General features: G+C 41.3%; 14 protein-coding genes and 1 pseudogene. 11 read left to right on the forward strand and 4 right to left on the reverse strand.

Annotation, left to right across the window (positions count from 1 at the left end; all coding sequences use genetic code 11):
• Positions 1 to 125 precede the first annotated feature (125 nt).
• Together glnL and glnG are read left to right on the forward strand one after the other, a co-directional pair.
• The gene (gene glnL / locus FTV25_RS09685) at positions 126 to 1235 is read left to right on the forward strand and encodes a nitrogen regulation protein NR(II) (protein ID WP_125278343.1); all 1110 of its coding nucleotides are present in this window, start codon (positions 126 to 128) and stop codon (positions 1233 to 1235) included.
• Positions 1222 to 2703 (forward strand): nitrogen regulation protein NR(I), encoded by a 1482-nt coding sequence (glnG, locus tag FTV25_RS09690; protein ID WP_166136568.1) that lies wholly within the window; start codon positions 1222 to 1224, stop codon positions 2701 to 2703. Before glnL ends, glnG begins: the two co-directional genes overlap by 14 nt.
• Before the next feature lie 56 nt (positions 2704 to 2759).
• On the opposite strand, the gene FTV25_RS09695 is transcribed toward glnG, so the two are convergent.
• The 3 genes and pseudogenes from FTV25_RS09695 to mnmG all read right to left on the reverse strand — a co-directional run bounded on the left by FTV25_RS09695 (position 2760) and on the right by mnmG (position 6112).
• The gene (locus tag FTV25_RS09695; RefSeq protein WP_180003121.1) at positions 2760 to 3086 is read right to left on the reverse strand and encodes a hypothetical protein; all 327 of its coding nucleotides are present in this window, start codon (positions 3084 to 3086) and stop codon (positions 2760 to 2762) included.
• A gap of 76 nt (positions 3087 to 3162) precedes the next feature.
• Positions 3163 to 4086: pseudogene (locus FTV25_RS09700) on the reverse strand (ADP-ribosylglycohydrolase family protein).
• A gap of 145 nt (positions 4087 to 4231) precedes the next feature.
• A complete protein-coding gene (gene mnmG, locus FTV25_RS09705; protein ID WP_180003177.1) occupies positions 4232 to 6112 on the reverse strand; it encodes a tRNA uridine-5-carboxymethylaminomethyl(34) synthesis enzyme MnmG in 1881 nt (626 codons plus the stop codon).
• Between the two features lie 249 nt (positions 6113 to 6361).
• On the opposite strand from mnmG, the gene FTV25_RS09710 reads away from it, so the two are divergent.
• The 8 genes from FTV25_RS09710 to purD all read left to right on the forward strand — a co-directional run bounded on the left by FTV25_RS09710 (position 6362) and on the right by purD (position 14487).
• Positions 6362 to 6799 (forward strand): hypothetical protein, encoded by a 438-nt coding sequence (locus FTV25_RS09710; protein WP_180003123.1) that lies wholly within the window; start codon positions 6362 to 6364, stop codon positions 6797 to 6799.
• A 146-nt stretch (positions 6800 to 6945) separates the two neighbouring features.
• Complete coding sequence (locus FTV25_RS09715) at positions 6946 to 7833, forward strand: bile acid:sodium symporter family protein (RefSeq protein WP_180003125.1); 888 nt, start codon at positions 6946 to 6948, stop codon at positions 7831 to 7833.
• An 87-nt stretch (positions 7834 to 7920) separates the two neighbouring features.
• Positions 7921 to 8820: a bile acid:sodium symporter family protein gene (locus tag FTV25_RS09720; protein ID WP_180003127.1), complete on the forward strand. Its 900-nt coding sequence runs from the start codon at positions 7921 to 7923 to the stop codon at positions 8818 to 8820.
• A 123-nt stretch (positions 8821 to 8943) separates the two neighbouring features.
• A complete protein-coding gene (gene prmA / locus FTV25_RS09725; RefSeq protein ID WP_034170373.1) occupies positions 8944 to 9849 on the forward strand; it encodes a 50S ribosomal protein L11 methyltransferase in 906 nt (301 codons plus the stop codon).
• Between the two features lie 18 nt (positions 9850 to 9867).
• Positions 9868 to 10716 carry a DUF3426 domain-containing protein gene (locus tag FTV25_RS09730; RefSeq protein WP_180003129.1) on the forward strand — a complete coding sequence of 283 codons (849 nt, stop codon included), beginning with the start codon at positions 9868 to 9870 and terminating at the stop codon, positions 10714 to 10716.
• Positions 10717 to 11117: 401 nt separating this feature from the next.
• On the forward strand, positions 11118 to 11387 hold the full coding sequence (fis, locus tag FTV25_RS09735) for a DNA-binding transcriptional regulator Fis (protein WP_001086304.1): 270 nt from the start codon (positions 11118 to 11120) through the stop codon (positions 11385 to 11387).
• A 94-nt stretch (positions 11388 to 11481) separates the two neighbouring features.
• Positions 11482 to 13056 carry a bifunctional phosphoribosylaminoimidazolecarboxamide formyltransferase/IMP cyclohydrolase gene (gene purH / locus FTV25_RS09740; RefSeq protein ID WP_004786185.1) on the forward strand — a complete coding sequence of 525 codons (1575 nt, stop codon included), beginning with the start codon at positions 11482 to 11484 and terminating at the stop codon, positions 13054 to 13056.
• 147 nt (positions 13057 to 13203) lie between these two features.
• Positions 13204 to 14487 carry a phosphoribosylamine--glycine ligase gene (gene purD, locus FTV25_RS09745; RefSeq protein WP_180003131.1) on the forward strand — a complete coding sequence of 428 codons (1284 nt, stop codon included), beginning with the start codon at positions 13204 to 13206 and terminating at the stop codon, positions 14485 to 14487.
• A gap of 272 nt (positions 14488 to 14759) precedes the next feature.
• Here the strand turns inward: purD and FTV25_RS09750 are convergent, their stop codons facing one another.
• Positions 14760 to 15035, reverse strand: coding sequence for a hypothetical protein (locus FTV25_RS09750; RefSeq protein WP_180003133.1), 276 nt, complete (start codon positions 15033 to 15035; stop codon positions 14760 to 14762).
• 72 nt (positions 15036 to 15107) lie between these two features.
• Here FTV25_RS09750 and FTV25_RS09755 point away from each other — a divergent pair, with 72 nt between their 5' ends.
• Positions 15108 to 15635 carry a GNAT family N-acetyltransferase gene (locus tag FTV25_RS09755; protein ID WP_180003179.1) on the forward strand — a complete coding sequence of 176 codons (528 nt, stop codon included), beginning with the start codon at positions 15108 to 15110 and terminating at the stop codon, positions 15633 to 15635.
• Positions 15636 to 15890 lie beyond the last annotated feature (255 nt).

Genomic DNA, 15890 nt, shown 5'->3' on the forward strand with positions numbered 1-15890 from the left:
TTTTAACAAGAGTTCTAAAGTTGGCGTGCATCTTGCTTATTTTGCCTCAAATCTGAACTTTGAAATTGTTATTTTGCTTTATGAAGATGCCATTGCGCCATTTTAATACAGGAAAACCACCGCTAATGGATCAGCCTCTTTCCATCGACTATCGCCTTTTGGTGGACAACCTGACCACTGCCATTATGCTGGTTGATAGTCATCTGAATATTTATTACTTAAATACAGCCTGCGAGGCTATGTTTGATGTCAGCCTGTTACGCGCATCAGGCACGCCGGTATTAAATATACTGCAAGCGCCAACAGATGAATTCAACACTGAAGAATCACTCTATAACACGCTGCATACTGGCCAACCTTATACTCGCCGTGAGGCGACGATTATTGTTAACTTTAAAGACATTCATGTGGACTATACGGTTTCCCTGCTCAATGCGGGCAAGCCAAATCATCCTTTATTGCTGATCGAGCTGAATCAGCGTGACCGTATGCTGAAAATCTCACGTGAAGAAAACTATATCCAGCAGCATCAAGTTGCGCGCCAATTAATTCGTGGCGTGGCACATGAAATTAAAAATCCACTTGGTGGCATTCGTGGTGCAACCCAGCTTCTGGCACGTAGCCTTGAAGATCCAAAATATAAAGAGTTCACTGACATTATTATTAGTGAAGTGGATCGCCTGAGAAATCTGGCAGATAGCATGCTCGGTTCACGCCAGTTACCAAGCTATGAAATGGTTAATGTGCATGAGCCTTTAGAACGCGTTCGTTCACTGATTGTGAATCAGACTAAAAAGAAAATTAAAATTACCCGGGACTATGACCTGTCCCTGCCGGAAGTTCTGGCAGATCGCGATCAGCTGATTCAGGTCATGCTAAATATCTGCGTGAATGCCGTTCAGGCGATGACAGAAAACAAGGATTTCTTTGTCGAGCATCAACCGGAACTTATTTTAAGAACCCGGATTCAGCGTCTTTATACCATTAGTGGTGTGATTCACCGATCTGTGGTTCGAATCGACATTGAAGATAATGGTCCGGGTGTTCCAGACGATATTATCGAAGCCGTGTTCTACCCGCTTGTGACCAGCCGTGCCAAAGGTACCGGACTAGGTCTCAGCATTGCTCAAAATATTATGCATCAACATAACGGAATGATTGAATGCCAGTCAGTTCCAGGAAAAACCGTATTTAGCTTATTTTTACCTTGGGAGTCAGATCATGTCGCGAAATAAAATATGGGTGATTGATGACGATCGTGCCATGCGTTGGGTACTAGAAAAAACATTTAAAGAAGAAGGTTTCGACGTTACCAGTTTTGAAGAAGCCCAGTCAGCACTTGATCAGTTGGGCGTAGATGCACCTGATGTGATCCTGACCGATATCCGTATGCCAGGTATTGATGGTCTGACCTTTTTAGGCAAGGTGAAAAATACCAATCCTGATTTGCCGGTTATTATTATGACGGCGCATTCGGATCTGGAATCTGCTGTATCCAGTTATCAAACAGGTGCTTTTGAATACCTGCCAAAACCATTTGATATTGATGAAGCATTGGCACTGGTCAATCGTGCGATTTTACATATCACCAAATTACAGCAGCAAGAATCTGCCAAATCTGCACCAACCATTCAATCGACTGAGATCATTGGTGAATCGCCTGCCATGCAGGAAGTCTTCCGTGCCATTGGTCGCTTGTCTCAATCACACATTACCGTGCTGATTAATGGTGAATCCGGTACAGGTAAAGAACTGGTAGCGCATGCCCTACACCGCCATTCACCGCGTAGCAATAAACCGTTTATTGCACTGAACATGGCGGCTATTCCAAAAGACCTGATAGAGACTGAATTATTTGGTCATGAAAAAGGTGCTTTTACCGGTGCAAATACGCAACGTCAAGGCCGTTTTGAACAGGCCAACGGCGGTACGCTGTTCCTGGATGAAATTGGCGACATGCCTTTTGAAACACAAACGCGTTTATTACGTGTCCTTGCAGATGGTGAATTCTATCGCGTTGGTGGTCACATTCCGGTTAAAGTTGATGTACGTATTGTGGCTGCAACGCATCAGGACTTGGAAAAACTGGTACATGACGGCCGCTTCCGTGAAGACTTGTATCACCGTCTAAATGTAATCCGTATTCATATTCCTAAACTGGCGCATCGCTCTGAAGATATTCCAATGCTGGCACAGCACTTCCTTGCGCGTGCAGGTAAAGAACTGGGTGTAAATCCTAAAATCTTACGTCCTGAAACTCAGGAATATATGCAGAAGCTGCCTTGGCAAGGGAACGTTCGTCAGCTTGAAAATACCTGTCGCTGGCTAACCGTGATGATCACAGGCCGTGAAGTTTATCCAGAAGATCTGCCACCAGAATTAAAACAGATTCCAATTCAGCAGCAAGATCCGGGTGCTCCAATTCCAAACCTGAATCAAATTGCGCCGCATCATTGGGATGAATTACTGGGTCAATGGGCAATCCAGAAACTGAAAAACGGCGAAATGAAGCTGTTAGATGTGGCTACACCAATGTTTGAACGCACACTCATTAATGCTGCACTACAACAAACTCGTGGTCGTAAGCGTCATGCAGCCGAACTATTAGGTTGGGGGCGTAATACCCTCACCCGTAAGTTGAAAGAACTCGGCATGGACAGTGCGGAGGATGATGAAGTCGAAGAAGTCGAAGGCCAAGCCTGAAATTAAAAAAGCACCCTTGGGTGCTTTTTTATTGCTTATGTATAGTAATGAGATTCCTACACTGTTAAACCGATATAACGCGAATAACCTGCTGCACCTAAATCTGACTTTAAAATCAGATAATTCGGATAAGTACTTGTGGTGATTTCCTCGAACATGTTTACAACATCATCATTAGCATGCAGTTCATCCACTGTTTTTCGCATAGTTTGCTCAAATTCATCGGTGATGTATTCAAAACCGATATCCATGGCAATAAATAAGGTATGTTCACAGGGTTGAACATACTGCTCTTCTTGCCAATTAATGATGTCTTGATGGCAATGAGGGCAAGCGATGTTGTCTGTGGCTTGGATATCGAGTTCAACGAGTTGGTATGGCATTGGAATGATCTAGATGTGGAACTTTTGAATATTTTAGCAAATCCCAACATCATCGCAGTCATTCTTTAGAAAATTTCTACAACCATTGCACAAGCAATTCTTCCACCATTTCTTTACCTCGTAAATGATTCATCCAAGATGATGGAATTGCATCTACACCATAATATAAACCAGCTATACCACCCGCCACACATGCAGTCGTATCTGTATCATTACCCAGCGCAATTGCTGTCTTAATCACCTTTTCATAATCGCTAGCTTGTAGTGCGTAATATGCCGACTTTAAACAATCTACGACATAGCCAGTACCTGTCGGTCGATCCCAGTCATCACTTAAAATATGGTGCTCAAGCTCATCTAACGCACCATTCTGATCACTCAATTCACGCTTGAGTATTTCAATTGCTTCTATCCATGAATCTTGAATAGAACAACCATCTAAAATTTTACGTACCCATAAACAATATAATGCACAACATAATTTAGAACGGATATGCGCATGAGTCAGATGTGATTGTATAAATGCCGCCTCTATTAATTCACGATTAGAGCCTTGATGCCAGAGCGCTAAAGGCAATACACGCATCAGCGCACCATTACCATTGGCATATTCATCATTTTTCGCAACTTGATTTAACTAGATACCCGATTGATAACGATGTATCGCATCAACCGTTTGAATTCCCACATCGAATACCTGACCATCGACAGCCATATAACTTGATTGGTACCAATCGCAAATCCGTTGCATAAAATCTTCAGGATTGAGTTTCTTTTGATCTAACAATGAGGCCAACAAACATAATGCTTGTGCACCATCATCTGACCACGTTCCAATTGGAAGACTGGCATAAGTCCGCGCAAATCCTTTTGGGGGAATCATATCAATTTGTTCAATATCAGGCAGCTGGCTCGGCACTTTAAACTCATAAGGCACACCTACCGCATCACCAACAAGTAAACCGTAAATCGCGCCCCGTATGTATTTTTCTCTATCCATGTTTTAGCTTCATTGTTGTACATTTCCCATAATTAACATAGCAAAATTACTGAATTTATTCATGAAATAATTGATCTTTTAATTTTTTTAACTTCATTAAATATAAAAAACCCGCATTACGCGGGTTTTTTATCACTTCAAAATCTTATGCAGATTTTTTCGCTTGGGCATTCTTACGAATCGTAATCATCACCAATTGAACTGCCGCAGGTGTTACACCCGGAATACGGCTTGCTTGAGCCAGTGTTTCAGGACGAATATCTTTTAACTTCAAGGTAATTTCATGAGAAAGACCTGAAACAACATCATAGTCAAAATCAGCAGGAATCTTGGTTTCCTCTAAACGTTTCATTTGTGCAACGTCTTGATGCTGACGGTTGATATAACCTTCGTATTTCACTGCAATCTCAATCTGATCACCCACTTGTGGTGAAACTTCAGAACCTGTGAGCTCTGCAATTTGAGCGAAGGTGATGTTTGGACGTTTTAACAAATCAATTGCAGAACATTCTTTAGAAAGATCCGCACCTGTCATTTCTACGAATTTTTTACCCATTGGATTGTTTGGTGCAGCCCAAAGGTGTTGCAAACGACCTGTTTCTTTCTCTACAGCTTCCATTTTTTCACAGTAAGCTGCCCAACGTTCGTCATCAACCAGACCCATTTCACGACCGATTGGTGTTAAACGTTGATCCGCATTGTCTTCACGTAACATCAAACGGTATTCCGCACGTGAAGTGAACATACGGTACGGTTCTTTAGTACCTAAAGTGATCAAGTCATCAACCAGTACACCCATGTACGCTTCATCACGTTTTGGTGTCCATTGTTCTTGATCCCATGCACGACGTGCAGCGTTCAAGCCTGCAAGCAAGCCTTGAGCACCCGCTTCTTCATAACCGGTTGTACCGTTAATCTGACCAGCAAAGTACAGGTTATTGATCGCTTTGGTTTCCAAAGTGAACTTCAATGCTTGCGGGTTAAAGTAATCGTATTCAATCGCATAACCCGGACGAAGAATGTGTGCATTCTCCATACCACGGATTGAACGCACCAATTCAAACTGAACATCAAATGGTAAAGAAGTTGAAATACCGTTTGGATAAAGCTCATGTGTATCCAAGCCTTCAGGCTCAAGGAATACTTGGTGTGAATCTTTATCAGCAAATTTATGAATTTTATCTTCAATTGATGGACAGTAACGTGGACCTACACCTTCAATCACACCAGTGTACATCGGTGAACGGTCTAAACCGCCACGAATGATCTCATGGGTACGTTCATTGGTATGCGTGATGTAGCAGTTCACCTGTTCAGGGTGCATAGACACATCACCCATAAATGACATGGTTGGAGACGGGAAATCACCCGGCTGCGGTGTCATGACAGAGAAGTCGACTGAACGTGCATCAATACGTGGCGGTGTACCTGTTTTTAAACGACCTACAGGTAAGTTTAACTCACGTAAACGATGTGCCAATGAAATTGAAGGAGGATCGCCAGCACGACCGCCTGAAGCATTGTTTAAGCCAATGTGAATCACACCACCTAAGAATGTACCTGCAGTTAGCACCACAGTTTTCGCATCAAAGCGAATACCCATTTGGGTCACGACACCTTTAACAGTATCGCCTTCAACAATCAGGTCATCTGCTGCTTGCTGAAAGATATCCAGATTCGCTTGATTTTCTAAAGTCTCACGAATCGCTGCTTTATAACGAACACGGTCAGCCTGCGCACGAGTTGCACGTACTGCTGCACCTTTACGTGAATTCAGAATACGGAATTGAATACCGCCTTTATCGGCAGCCAGCGCCATCGCACCGCCCAAGGCATCAATTTCACGCACTAAATGTGATTTACCGATCCCGCCAATGGCCGGGTTACAGCTCATCTGCCCTAAAGTCTCAATGTTATGAGTTAAGAGTAATGTCTGTCGACCCATACGTGCTGCAGCCAGTGCTGCTTCCGTACCTGCGTGACCGCCACCGATAACAATGACATCGTATACTTTAGGATAGTGCATAGTGGTAAATAGAGAGATAGAAAAAGGATAGCTGAACATTATAGCAAACTTCCTTCCAAAGTTGACAAAATCACTTGAATTTATCCTTCGGAATTTACTCTGCCAGCCAATAAAGCAATGTAATTAAACTTTGCATACTTACTATATAAATTAAACATCTAAACTCAAAAAGTTACCCGACTCATATTGTTTAATATTGATTAGTTTTTAATCTATAAAGTGGTAACATTACAAACAAAGGTATACATGATGAATAAGAATATTTTCCTAGCAACAGCGCTCTGCGGTCTATGTTTCGCTCCATTTGCAGCCTCAGCAAATGATAAAGTCGAGAAGGTTTATAATGCCCAAAAATACCAGCAAGTTTGTAAAGGTAAATCAGAGGGCGCTCCTGTAAGTTTTGCTTACCGCGGCATTATCTGGAATGGTACCTGTCAGCAACAGTTCTTCCCTTCATCATCAACCAATATCAAAGGCGATGAACCTGAACTTTATACATCTTGTAGTTCAGGCGGCGAAACTTCAGCAACCATTAATGGCACTCAGGTCAATGGTAAATGTGCATTAGGCTTTACCCCTCCACGTCCACAGTCACAAATGCAGTCTCAGCCACAGATGCAACAAGATATGCAGTCTCAACCACAAATGCAAACTCAGCCTCAAACCCCATCTCAATCAGGGATGTAAATCACTATATAGCTGATTAAATATATTTTTAATCAGAAACTTAACGGGTAAAATGCATAAATTTTACCCGTTTTTATATTGCTTATTTATTCATCTACGCTAAACTCAAAATATACCTAAAAAATGAATAATAAAAAGGAAACTTCATGGATTCGGGGTTTTTTAGCTTGTTTTTGCCGATTACTTTGGCAATTACGATGATGGGGTTAGGACTACAGTTAACAGTCAAGGATTTTCTGCATGTTAGTCGTTATCCTAAGGTGATTTTTATTGTCTTATTCTCGCAACTGGTGATTTTAACCGGTTTAACCTTTTTAATCTGTTTGGTACTGGATCTGCCGCCATTGCTTGCTGTAGGCATGATGCTGCTGGTTGCCTCTCCAGGAGGAGCCACCGCCAATCTGCTGAGTTATCTTTACAAAGGTGATGTGGCGCTTAATATCACGTTAACCGCCATCAATACGATTATTTCTATTTTCACTTTACCTTTTATTATGAATCTGTCCCTGTACTATTTTATAGGACAGGATACCGGCATCGGCTTACCGCTTGAAAAAATGGCTCAGGTTTTTCTGATTACGCTGATTCCGGTTGTGATCGGCATGCTGATGCGAGCAAAGTTTCCAAAGCTTTCAGACATTGTACATATGCCAATGCGGCTGCTCTCTATCGCTTTTTTAAGCATGCTCTTGATCTATGCCATTTTCCAAGAGCGCTTTAACATCATCGAATATTTTGCCAGTATCGGGATTGCTACTTCTATATTATGTTTTTCCAGCCTGTTTCTCGGTTATTGCCTGCCTTTATTAATGGATATTCCAGACAAGATGGCACGCGCCTGCACCTTCGAAGTCGGCATTCATAATACGACTGTGTCAATGACGATTGCGATTTCTGTCCTGAATAATGTCACCATTGCCATCCCTGCGGGTATTTATTCAATTGTCATGTACGTTTTTGCTGGTATTTTTGGCTTTATGATTAGTCAGCAGAAACTTAGCTATAGTGGCAAGAGTCGTTTATCAGATTTGTAACTTTCTAAGTCAATTTCCTGCTTAAGCTGTATGCTTTTTATAGAAAATTTAAAACTATTAAAATAAATTTCTATAAGGAGCATGCAGATGGACTCTGGCATCATAACAATATTCCTCCCCCTCGCACTCGCCATCATCATGGTGGGATTAGGACTCGAACTCACGCTTAAAGATTTTGCCCGGGTAAGTCAGCACCCTAAAGCAGTGCTGGTTGCCTTGTTTTGTCAATTAATTCTGCTGGTAAGCATTGCTTTCATTCTATGTAGAGTTCTGGCTTTACCACCTTTACTTGCTGTTGGTCTGATGTTGCTGGCCGCATCGCCAGGTGGCAGCACCGCAAATCTGTTCAGCTATCTGTTTAAAGGTGATTTGGCGCTTAATATTACCTTGACTGCGATCAATTCGGTGGTCGCTGCATTTACCTTGCCTTTAATCATGAATTTTTCCATCATGCATTTTATGCAGGACAGTCAGCAGATCAGCCTGCAGTTCGGAAAGATCCTGCAAGTGTTTGGTATCATTATTATACCAGTCGCGATTGGCATGTTGATTCGTCATTATGCGCCTGCACTTACAGTAAAGTTAAACAAGCCTCTTCGCATTTTTGCAGTCTTCTTTCTAGTGCTGATTATTGCTGGAGCAATTTATAGTGAACGCGCCAATATTGCTGAATACCTGACTCAGGTGGGTTTAGCAACCGCCCTGTTCTGTCTCTTCAGCTTAATGATTGGCTATTTTGTTCCACGACTGATGAATATCAATTCCGCTCAGGCACGTGCCAGCGCCTTCGAGATCGGCATTCACAACAGTACGCTTGCCATGACCATTGCACTTACTGTCATGTCCAGCACTGTGGTTGCCATGCCTGCTGCGGTGTATTCCATCTTCATGTATATCTTCGCGGCTATTTTTGGACTATTGCTGAATCGTTTTGCTCCAGTAGCTGCACGCCCTACCATTTCTCCCACTCAGGAAAATGCGTTTTAACCGGTTTTCATAAAAAGGATGCGAAAGCATCCTTTTTATTTGACTCCGTCTCAAGAAGATCACACCTTCAAGCCGAACTTCCGTTACAATAGCTTTTTGAAAAAATGTATAAAGGTTATTTCTGTGAAGTGGTTACAAATTCATATTACAGTTGATCAGGCTCAGGTAGATTTTACTGAAACATTACTTAGCTCACTGGGCGCCGTAAGTGTCACCCTGGATGATGCTGAAAACCAGGATTTACTGGAACCACTTCCAGGAGAAACACCGCTCTGGAATAAAGTGATCGTGACTGGCATCTATGCTCAGGAAGATGACGAAGAAGAAATCGATGTAGCTGCATTGGAAACCTTTATTCGTGCGCAACTACCTGAAGCACCAATCCGTCATGAATTCCTGGAAGATCAAGCTTGGGAACGTACCTGGATGGATGCATACGAGCCAATCCAGATTTCTGAAAAATTCTGGATTGTTCCAGAGTGGATGGAAGCGCCTGAAGCAGATGCAGTGAATATCAAGCTTGATCCAGGTTTAGCTTTTGGCACAGGTAACCATGCATCTACTTTCCTTTGCCTGCAATGGCTGGGTAAAACCGATGTAAAAGACAAGATCGTGATCGATTATGGCTGTGGTTCAGGCATTTTGGCTGTCGCTGCTTTGTTACTCGGCGCCAAATATGCCTATGCAACTGATATTGACCCACAAGCTGTTTTAGCCACCAAACAGAATGCTGAACTGAATGGCGTATTGGATCGACTTTATGTTGGTTTACCGGAAGAGTTCAATGCAGAGCTTGGCGAGCAGAAAGCAGATGTGTTTGTTGCCAATATTCTGGCTGGCCCACTCATGATGCTTGAGCCTGAGTTCGCAGAATTGGTGAAACCTGAGGCAGAGTTCGCACTCGCAGGTGTTATCGAAGAGCAAGTTGCTGATGTTACTAGCATTTACTCAAAACATTTTGATATATTAGAAGTAGAAAAACGCGATGAACACTGGTGCCGTATCTCGGGGAAACGCCATAAGAATTAAAGAGTCTATAAAACATTTATGAGTGACAAGCGAACCCACTGCCCGACTTGCTCTACAACCTATAAAGTTACGGTTGCGCAATTAACCATTGCCCAAGGCATGGTTTGCTGCCCAAAATGTAGTACGACCTTTAATGCTTTATCGCATCTGGTGACCGAAGCACAGAATTCGGTCGCCCTTACCCATACGCCAAGTCATGTTTCTTATATTAATAGAAGCCTCACCGAATCTACTTCTTCAGATCAGCACTATTTACTCAACATCTTTGATGAAAAAGTTGAAAACTCAAATATTGATCTGAAAACCTATCTGAACAACCTGAATTATTTCAGTACTGAACCGATTGCAGTACTGCCTAGCATGAACTGGGATGATCAGGCTGATAAACAGCACAATAAAGGCCCGCTTTATTATTTAGGCTGGACCAGCCTAAACCTGTTCTTATTTGGCTTACTTTTATTTCAATTCTTCTGGTTCAATCCACACTATATTAAGAATAGTCATGTGATGAGTGTGGCTTTTAACAATATCTGTGAAGTGTTCAACTGTTCCAATCTGGAAGAACATTACAATCTGATCAATACCAATAAGGTCAAAGCCAAAGCGATTGCCACAGATAAAACCCAGTTTAGTGGTGAGCTGATCAATTTCCACAAGCGCAGTCTGGAAATGCCAAACTTAAGAGTTCACCTTAAAGATCAGGGTGTAGTCTTGGCGACTTATAATTTAAAACCTCAGGAATACCTGATCGAAAGCCTGGTTAAGATTCAACGTATTCCCCAAAACAGCCCATTTAAATTTGAATTTGTGCTTCCTGTCGACCGTAAAGACTTCGATAATTACAGTTTGGAAATAATTCGACCTTAATATTGATAAAAACTATTAAAAAACGAAAAAAAAGTTAAAAAAAATGCAGTTTTCTTGCTCACTTTTCCCGAGACAATGGTATTATACGCGCCACGAAAGCTATGTGCTGCAAACTCCTCGCTACTTTTTCACAACAAATACAGTCTTGCCTAATGCGCTATAAAACTTATTGCGTATCGAGCAGATTTTTTTGTTTTGATTTTGGTCAGTAACAAAACTTTAACTATTGTTACGCTTATTTTTCGACCAAATCGTCGAGATGTGGCAAGCTACAAGCTCAATGTAATGACCAAGTTTTAGAACTCCAGTTTTAGGATCTAAAATGGAGTTCATTTCAATTTCTAGACCACTTTTATATATCACTTTACCCAAGTGATATTTGATTTTTCGGATTAATTCGCATGAATAGCAAATCTCCTATTTTTACTGCACAATCTGATGTCGCTCTTCGTATTCACGTAGATCGCGCAGTTCGCCACTACTTTGCACAACTGCAAGGCGAGCAACCTTCTCAGGTGTACGACATGGTGCTGGCAGAAATGGAGAAGCCTTTATTATCTGTCGTTCTAGAATATACGCGTGGTAATCAGACACGCGCTGCCGAGATTCTCGGACTAAACCGCGGTACTTTACGTAAAAAGTTAAAAGCTCACGGTTTAATGAGTGAATAAATGATAAAATGCTTGCGGCTACCGCAGGCATTTTTTTTGACTGTTAATTAGCTATTTAGATTTAATCTGTTCCTTGGTAACTGTGACGAAGATCATGACTATTAAACGCGCTTTAATCTCTGTTTCCGATAAAACCGGTATTGTGGAATTTGCACAAGACCTTGCTGCTCTTGGGGTAGAAATTTTATCTACAGGTGGTACATACAAATTGTTGAAAGACAATAATGTTGCTGTAGTAGAAGTTTCGGAGCACACTGGTTTCCCAGAGATGATGGACGGCCGTGTAAAAACGCTACATCCGAAAATTCATGGTGGCATCCTGGCTCGTCGTGGTCTAGACGAAGCTGTGATGGCTGAACACAACATCGATGCGATCGATCTTGTCGTTGTTAACCTGTATCCATTTGCTGCAACTGTAGCGAAACCAAACTGTTCACTAGCTGATGCAATTGAAAACATCGACATCGGTGGTCCAACAATGGTTCGTGCTGCTGCGAAAAACCACGCGTCTGTTGGTATCGTAGTAAATGCTGCTGACTATGCAACTGTAATTGCTGAGCTTAAAGCTGATGGTGCTTTATCTTATGCAACCCGTTTTGACCTTGCGGTTAAAGCATTCGAACATACTGCTCAATATGACGGTATGATCGCATCTTACTTAGGCGCTCGCGTAGGTAAAGAAGAAGGTCAGGCAGACAAATTTGCGCGTACTTTCAATACTCAATTAAACAAAGCTCAAGACTTACGTTACGGTGAAAACCCGCATCAGTCTGCTGCTTTCTATGTAGATCCTGCTGCGAAAGAAGCTTCTGTTGCGACTGCTAAGCAGCTACAAGGTAAAGAACTTTCTTATAACAACATCGCGGATACTGATGCTGCACTTGAATGTGTGAAATCATTTGCGAAACCTGCTTGTGTGATCGTAAAACATGCGAACCCATGTGGTGTTGCAGTTTCTCTAGACGGCATCAAAGCTGCTTATGATCTTGCTTATGCAACTGACCCTGAATCTGCATTTGGCGGCATCATTGCATTCAACCGTGAATTAGACGTTGCAACTGCGCAAGCAATTGTGGATCGTCAATTCGTTGAAGTGATCATTGCACCAAGTATCGCTGACGGCGTACTTGAAGTGACTGGCGCGAAGAAAAACGTACGTGTACTCGTATGTGGCGAACTTCCAGCGATTAATGAACGTGCTCCACAGCTTGACTACAAACGTGTAAACGGTGGTTTACTGGTTCAAGATCAAGACTTGGGCATGATCACGAAAGATGACCTTAAAGTAGTGACTAAGCGTGCTCCAACTGAACAAGAAATCGATGACATGATCTTTGCTTGGAAAGTTGCGAAATACGTGAAATCAAACGCGATTGTTTATGCGAAAAACCGTCAAACTATTGGTGTGGGCGCAGGTCAAATGAGCCGTGTAAACTCAGCTCGTATTGCTGCGATCAAAGCTGAACACGCTGGTTTAGTGGTTGAAGGTGCAGTTATGGCATCTGATGCCTTCTTCCCATTCCGTGACGGTATCGACAACGCGGCTAAAGCCGGCATCAAATGCATTATCCAACCAGGTGGTTCAATGCGTGACGAAGAAACAATTGCTGCAGCGGATGAAGCTGGTATTGCAATGGTATTCACTGGCATGCGTCATTTCCGCCACTAATTTTTAAGTATTAAATTCCAGACCCTCCTTTTCGTAAGGAGGGTTTGTTACATCAGTAGATTGTTTAATATCTTGCTATAAGATGTTAAAAGATTTTTAAACCTCATTGGGTTTGTGGAATTTCATTTTCGAGGGAATTTTCTAAAGATGAACATTTTAGTTTTAGGTAGTGGCGGCCGTGAACATGCGCTTGCATGGAAAATCGCACAAGACGATCAAGTGGCAAAAGTATTTGTTGCACCGGGCAATGCAGGCACCGCAACTGAAAATAAATGTGAAAATGTCGCTTTGGACATTCTCAATAACCCTGCCATCATTGATTTTGCAAAAAACAATGCAGTTGAAATGATTATTGTTGGTCCTGAAGCACCATTAGTAAATGGTGTAGTTGATGCTTGCCGCGAAGCAGGCGTGAAAGTTTGGGGCCCTACTCAATTTGCTGCTCAGCTGGAAGGCTCTAAAGCATTCGCGAAGCACTTCTTAAAACGCCATAACATTCCAACTGCTTTTTACGATGTATTTACTGAAGTAGATGCAGCAAAAGCATTTGTTGAGAAAAATGGCGCGCCAATTGTGATCAAGGCTGATGGTCTTGCTGCGGGTAAAGGTGTAATTGTTGCCATGACCAATCAGGAAGCATTCGATGCCATTGATGACATGCTGGCAGGCAACAAATTTGGTGATGCCGGCTCTCGTGTGGTGATTGAAGAATTCCTTGCTGGTGAAGAAGCATCTTTCATTTGCATGATCGATGGTGACAACATCCTGCCAATGGCAACTTCTCAAGATCATAAACGTATTTTTGAAGGTGATCAGGGTCCAAATACTGGTGGTATGGGCGCTTACTCTCCTGCGCCAGTTGTCACTGCTGACGTGTTTGAAAAAGCTATGAATGAAGTGATGCGTCCGACTGTTGAAGGTATGAAAAAAGACGGTCACGTATACACAGGTTTCTTATACGCTGGTCTGATGATTGACGATAAAGGTCAACCGAAAGTAATCGAGTTTAACTGTCGTTTTGGTGATCCTGAAACTCAACCAATTATGATGCGTTTAAAATCATCTTTAGTTGATTTGGTTCAAGCAGGTCTTGAAGGTAATTTACCTGCAGAAGCTGAATGGGATGAGCGTAAGACTGTCGGTATCGTATTAGCATCTAAAGGCTATCCAGAAACGTCTAGCAATGGTGATGTGATTTCTGGTCTAGACACTGAAATGACTGATGCGAAAGTTTTCCATGCAGGCACCAAAGCTAATGAAAATGGTGACATCGTCACTGCTGGCGGTCGTGTTCTTTGTGTCACTGCTTTGGGTAATACCATTGGTGAAGCGCAAGCCAAAGCTCTAGAACTTTGTGAAAAAGTAACGTTCGACGGCGTTCAATATCGTAAGGATATTGGTTACCGTGCAATTGCTCGTGAAAATGCTTAATTCTTTCTCGTAAAAAATTAAGTAAAAACCCCGCTGAGTGCGGGGTTTTTAAATGCTCTCATTTTAAACAATAGGCTCTAATCCATTGCCAGAGCATCTTGGACATCTACCATTCAGCCCCCATCACCACCACATTGTTTACAAAAAATTGTATCTACAGTATTAAATGTTTGTTTGTAAATATCTCTTAAATCTTTTTCTTCTAATTGGTTAGGATTTTTTGTATCTAATAAAATTGATGTATCTTTGTTTGCATTTATAAATCCCTTAATCTATTCCAGACTAACAGAACGTCCTTTATATTTTCTAGTTAAAACTTCAGTTCTATGCTTATATAATTTTAAGCCATTATTTAATTCAATCTCCAACAGCACACACTTTTTATCATTCATACGTGATAATTTCAGAAGTCTTCCATCATCGATACAATAACGATGACTAGAATTTTCTAAAAATATTTTACTTTTCTTGCCAGAAATATAAGCATATAAATTTTTTTCTTGTGCTAAATCCTTTATATTTTCTAATGTTTTTTCTAATAGATCCATTTTTCTACTCTTAATTTGATCTCATACAATTATTACTTCAAATTTACAAATTTCAAGATAAACATGATTGCAATTATAAAAACCCCTCGCCTAATCCTTCGCCAATGGCAAGATTCCGATACTGCCCCATTTATCCAAATGTGTGCAGATAATGAGGTCATGCGTTATTTTCCTACCCCATTGACACCTGAACAAAGTCTACAGTTTATTCAAAAAGTGACTCGGCAGATTGATCAGCATGGTTGGGGTTTATGGGCAGTTGAGCTAAAAGAGACTAAAGAATTTATTGGATTTATTGGCCTGCAACCACAGCCTGATCTGTTTGAGTTTTCACCCTGTATTGAGATTGGCTGGCGGCTTGCTCAGAAATACTGGCATCAAGGTTATGCTACTGAAGGTGCTCGCACAGTATTGGATTACGCATTCAATACTTTAGATTTGAATAAAGTTGTATCTTTCACTGCCACAGTCAATACACCATCTGAAGCTGTGATGAAAAAGATAGGTATGGTAAAGACCCAAGAGTTTCAGCATCCAAAGTTGCCAGAAGATCACCCTTTATGTTGGCATGTCTTATATGAGATCAATCAACGTAATTAATCAAGTAAATAAGACATGGCTCACCCCCTCCCCAAGCATTCATTAAAAAAGATCTTTCAGTAGCTTAATGAGCTGATAGATTGATTATGTTTATTCATTTTTATGATTTCTATTGGATAAAATCTTATAAAGATCAATCTTTAAGCGATATGTAATTCTGATTTATCTTCAATAAAAATAATATATTGTATTCATTAATATTTTAATAATTTTCATCTAATTTATATTCTACTAAAAAGATAAGTAAATACTTTT

Source organism: Acinetobacter sp. YH12249, assembly GCF_013417475.1.
Taxonomy (GTDB): Bacteria; Pseudomonadota; Gammaproteobacteria; order Pseudomonadales; family Moraxellaceae; genus Acinetobacter.

What these genes read in the sequence shown, in the direction of transcription:
- glnG (WP_166136568.1), top strand. Translation starts at nt 1,222, where the DNA reads ATGTCGCGAAATAAAATATGGGTGATTGATGACGATCGTGCCATGCGT.
- FTV25_RS09715 (WP_180003125.1), top strand. Translation starts at nt 6,946, where the DNA reads ATGGATTCGGGGTTTTTTAGCTTGTTTTTGCCGATTACTTTGGCAATT.
- FTV25_RS09720 (WP_180003127.1), top strand. Translation starts at nt 7,921, where the DNA reads ATGGACTCTGGCATCATAACAATATTCCTCCCCCTCGCACTCGCCATC.
- mnmG (WP_180003177.1), bottom strand. Translation starts at nt 6,112, where the DNA reads ATGCACTATCCTAAAGTATACGATGTCATTGTTATCGGTGGCGGTCAC.
- FTV25_RS09750 (WP_180003133.1), bottom strand. Translation starts at nt 15,035, where the DNA reads ATGGATCTATTAGAAAAAACATTAGAAAATATAAAGGATTTAGCACAA.
- FTV25_RS09710 (WP_180003123.1), top strand. Translation starts at nt 6,362, where the DNA reads ATGAATAAGAATATTTTCCTAGCAACAGCGCTCTGCGGTCTATGTTTC.
- purD (WP_180003131.1), top strand. Translation starts at nt 13,204, where the DNA reads ATGAACATTTTAGTTTTAGGTAGTGGCGGCCGTGAACATGCGCTTGCA.
- glnL (WP_125278343.1), top strand. Translation starts at nt 126, where the DNA reads ATGGATCAGCCTCTTTCCATCGACTATCGCCTTTTGGTGGACAACCTG.
- FTV25_RS09695 (WP_180003121.1), bottom strand. Translation starts at nt 3,086, where the DNA reads ATGCCATACCAACTCGTTGAACTCGATATCCAAGCCACAGACAACATC.
- purH (WP_004786185.1), top strand. Translation starts at nt 11,482, where the DNA reads ATGACTATTAAACGCGCTTTAATCTCTGTTTCCGATAAAACCGGTATT.
- fis (WP_001086304.1), top strand. Translation starts at nt 11,118, where the DNA reads ATGAATAGCAAATCTCCTATTTTTACTGCACAATCTGATGTCGCTCTT.
- FTV25_RS09730 (WP_180003129.1), top strand. Translation starts at nt 9,868, where the DNA reads ATGAGTGACAAGCGAACCCACTGCCCGACTTGCTCTACAACCTATAAA.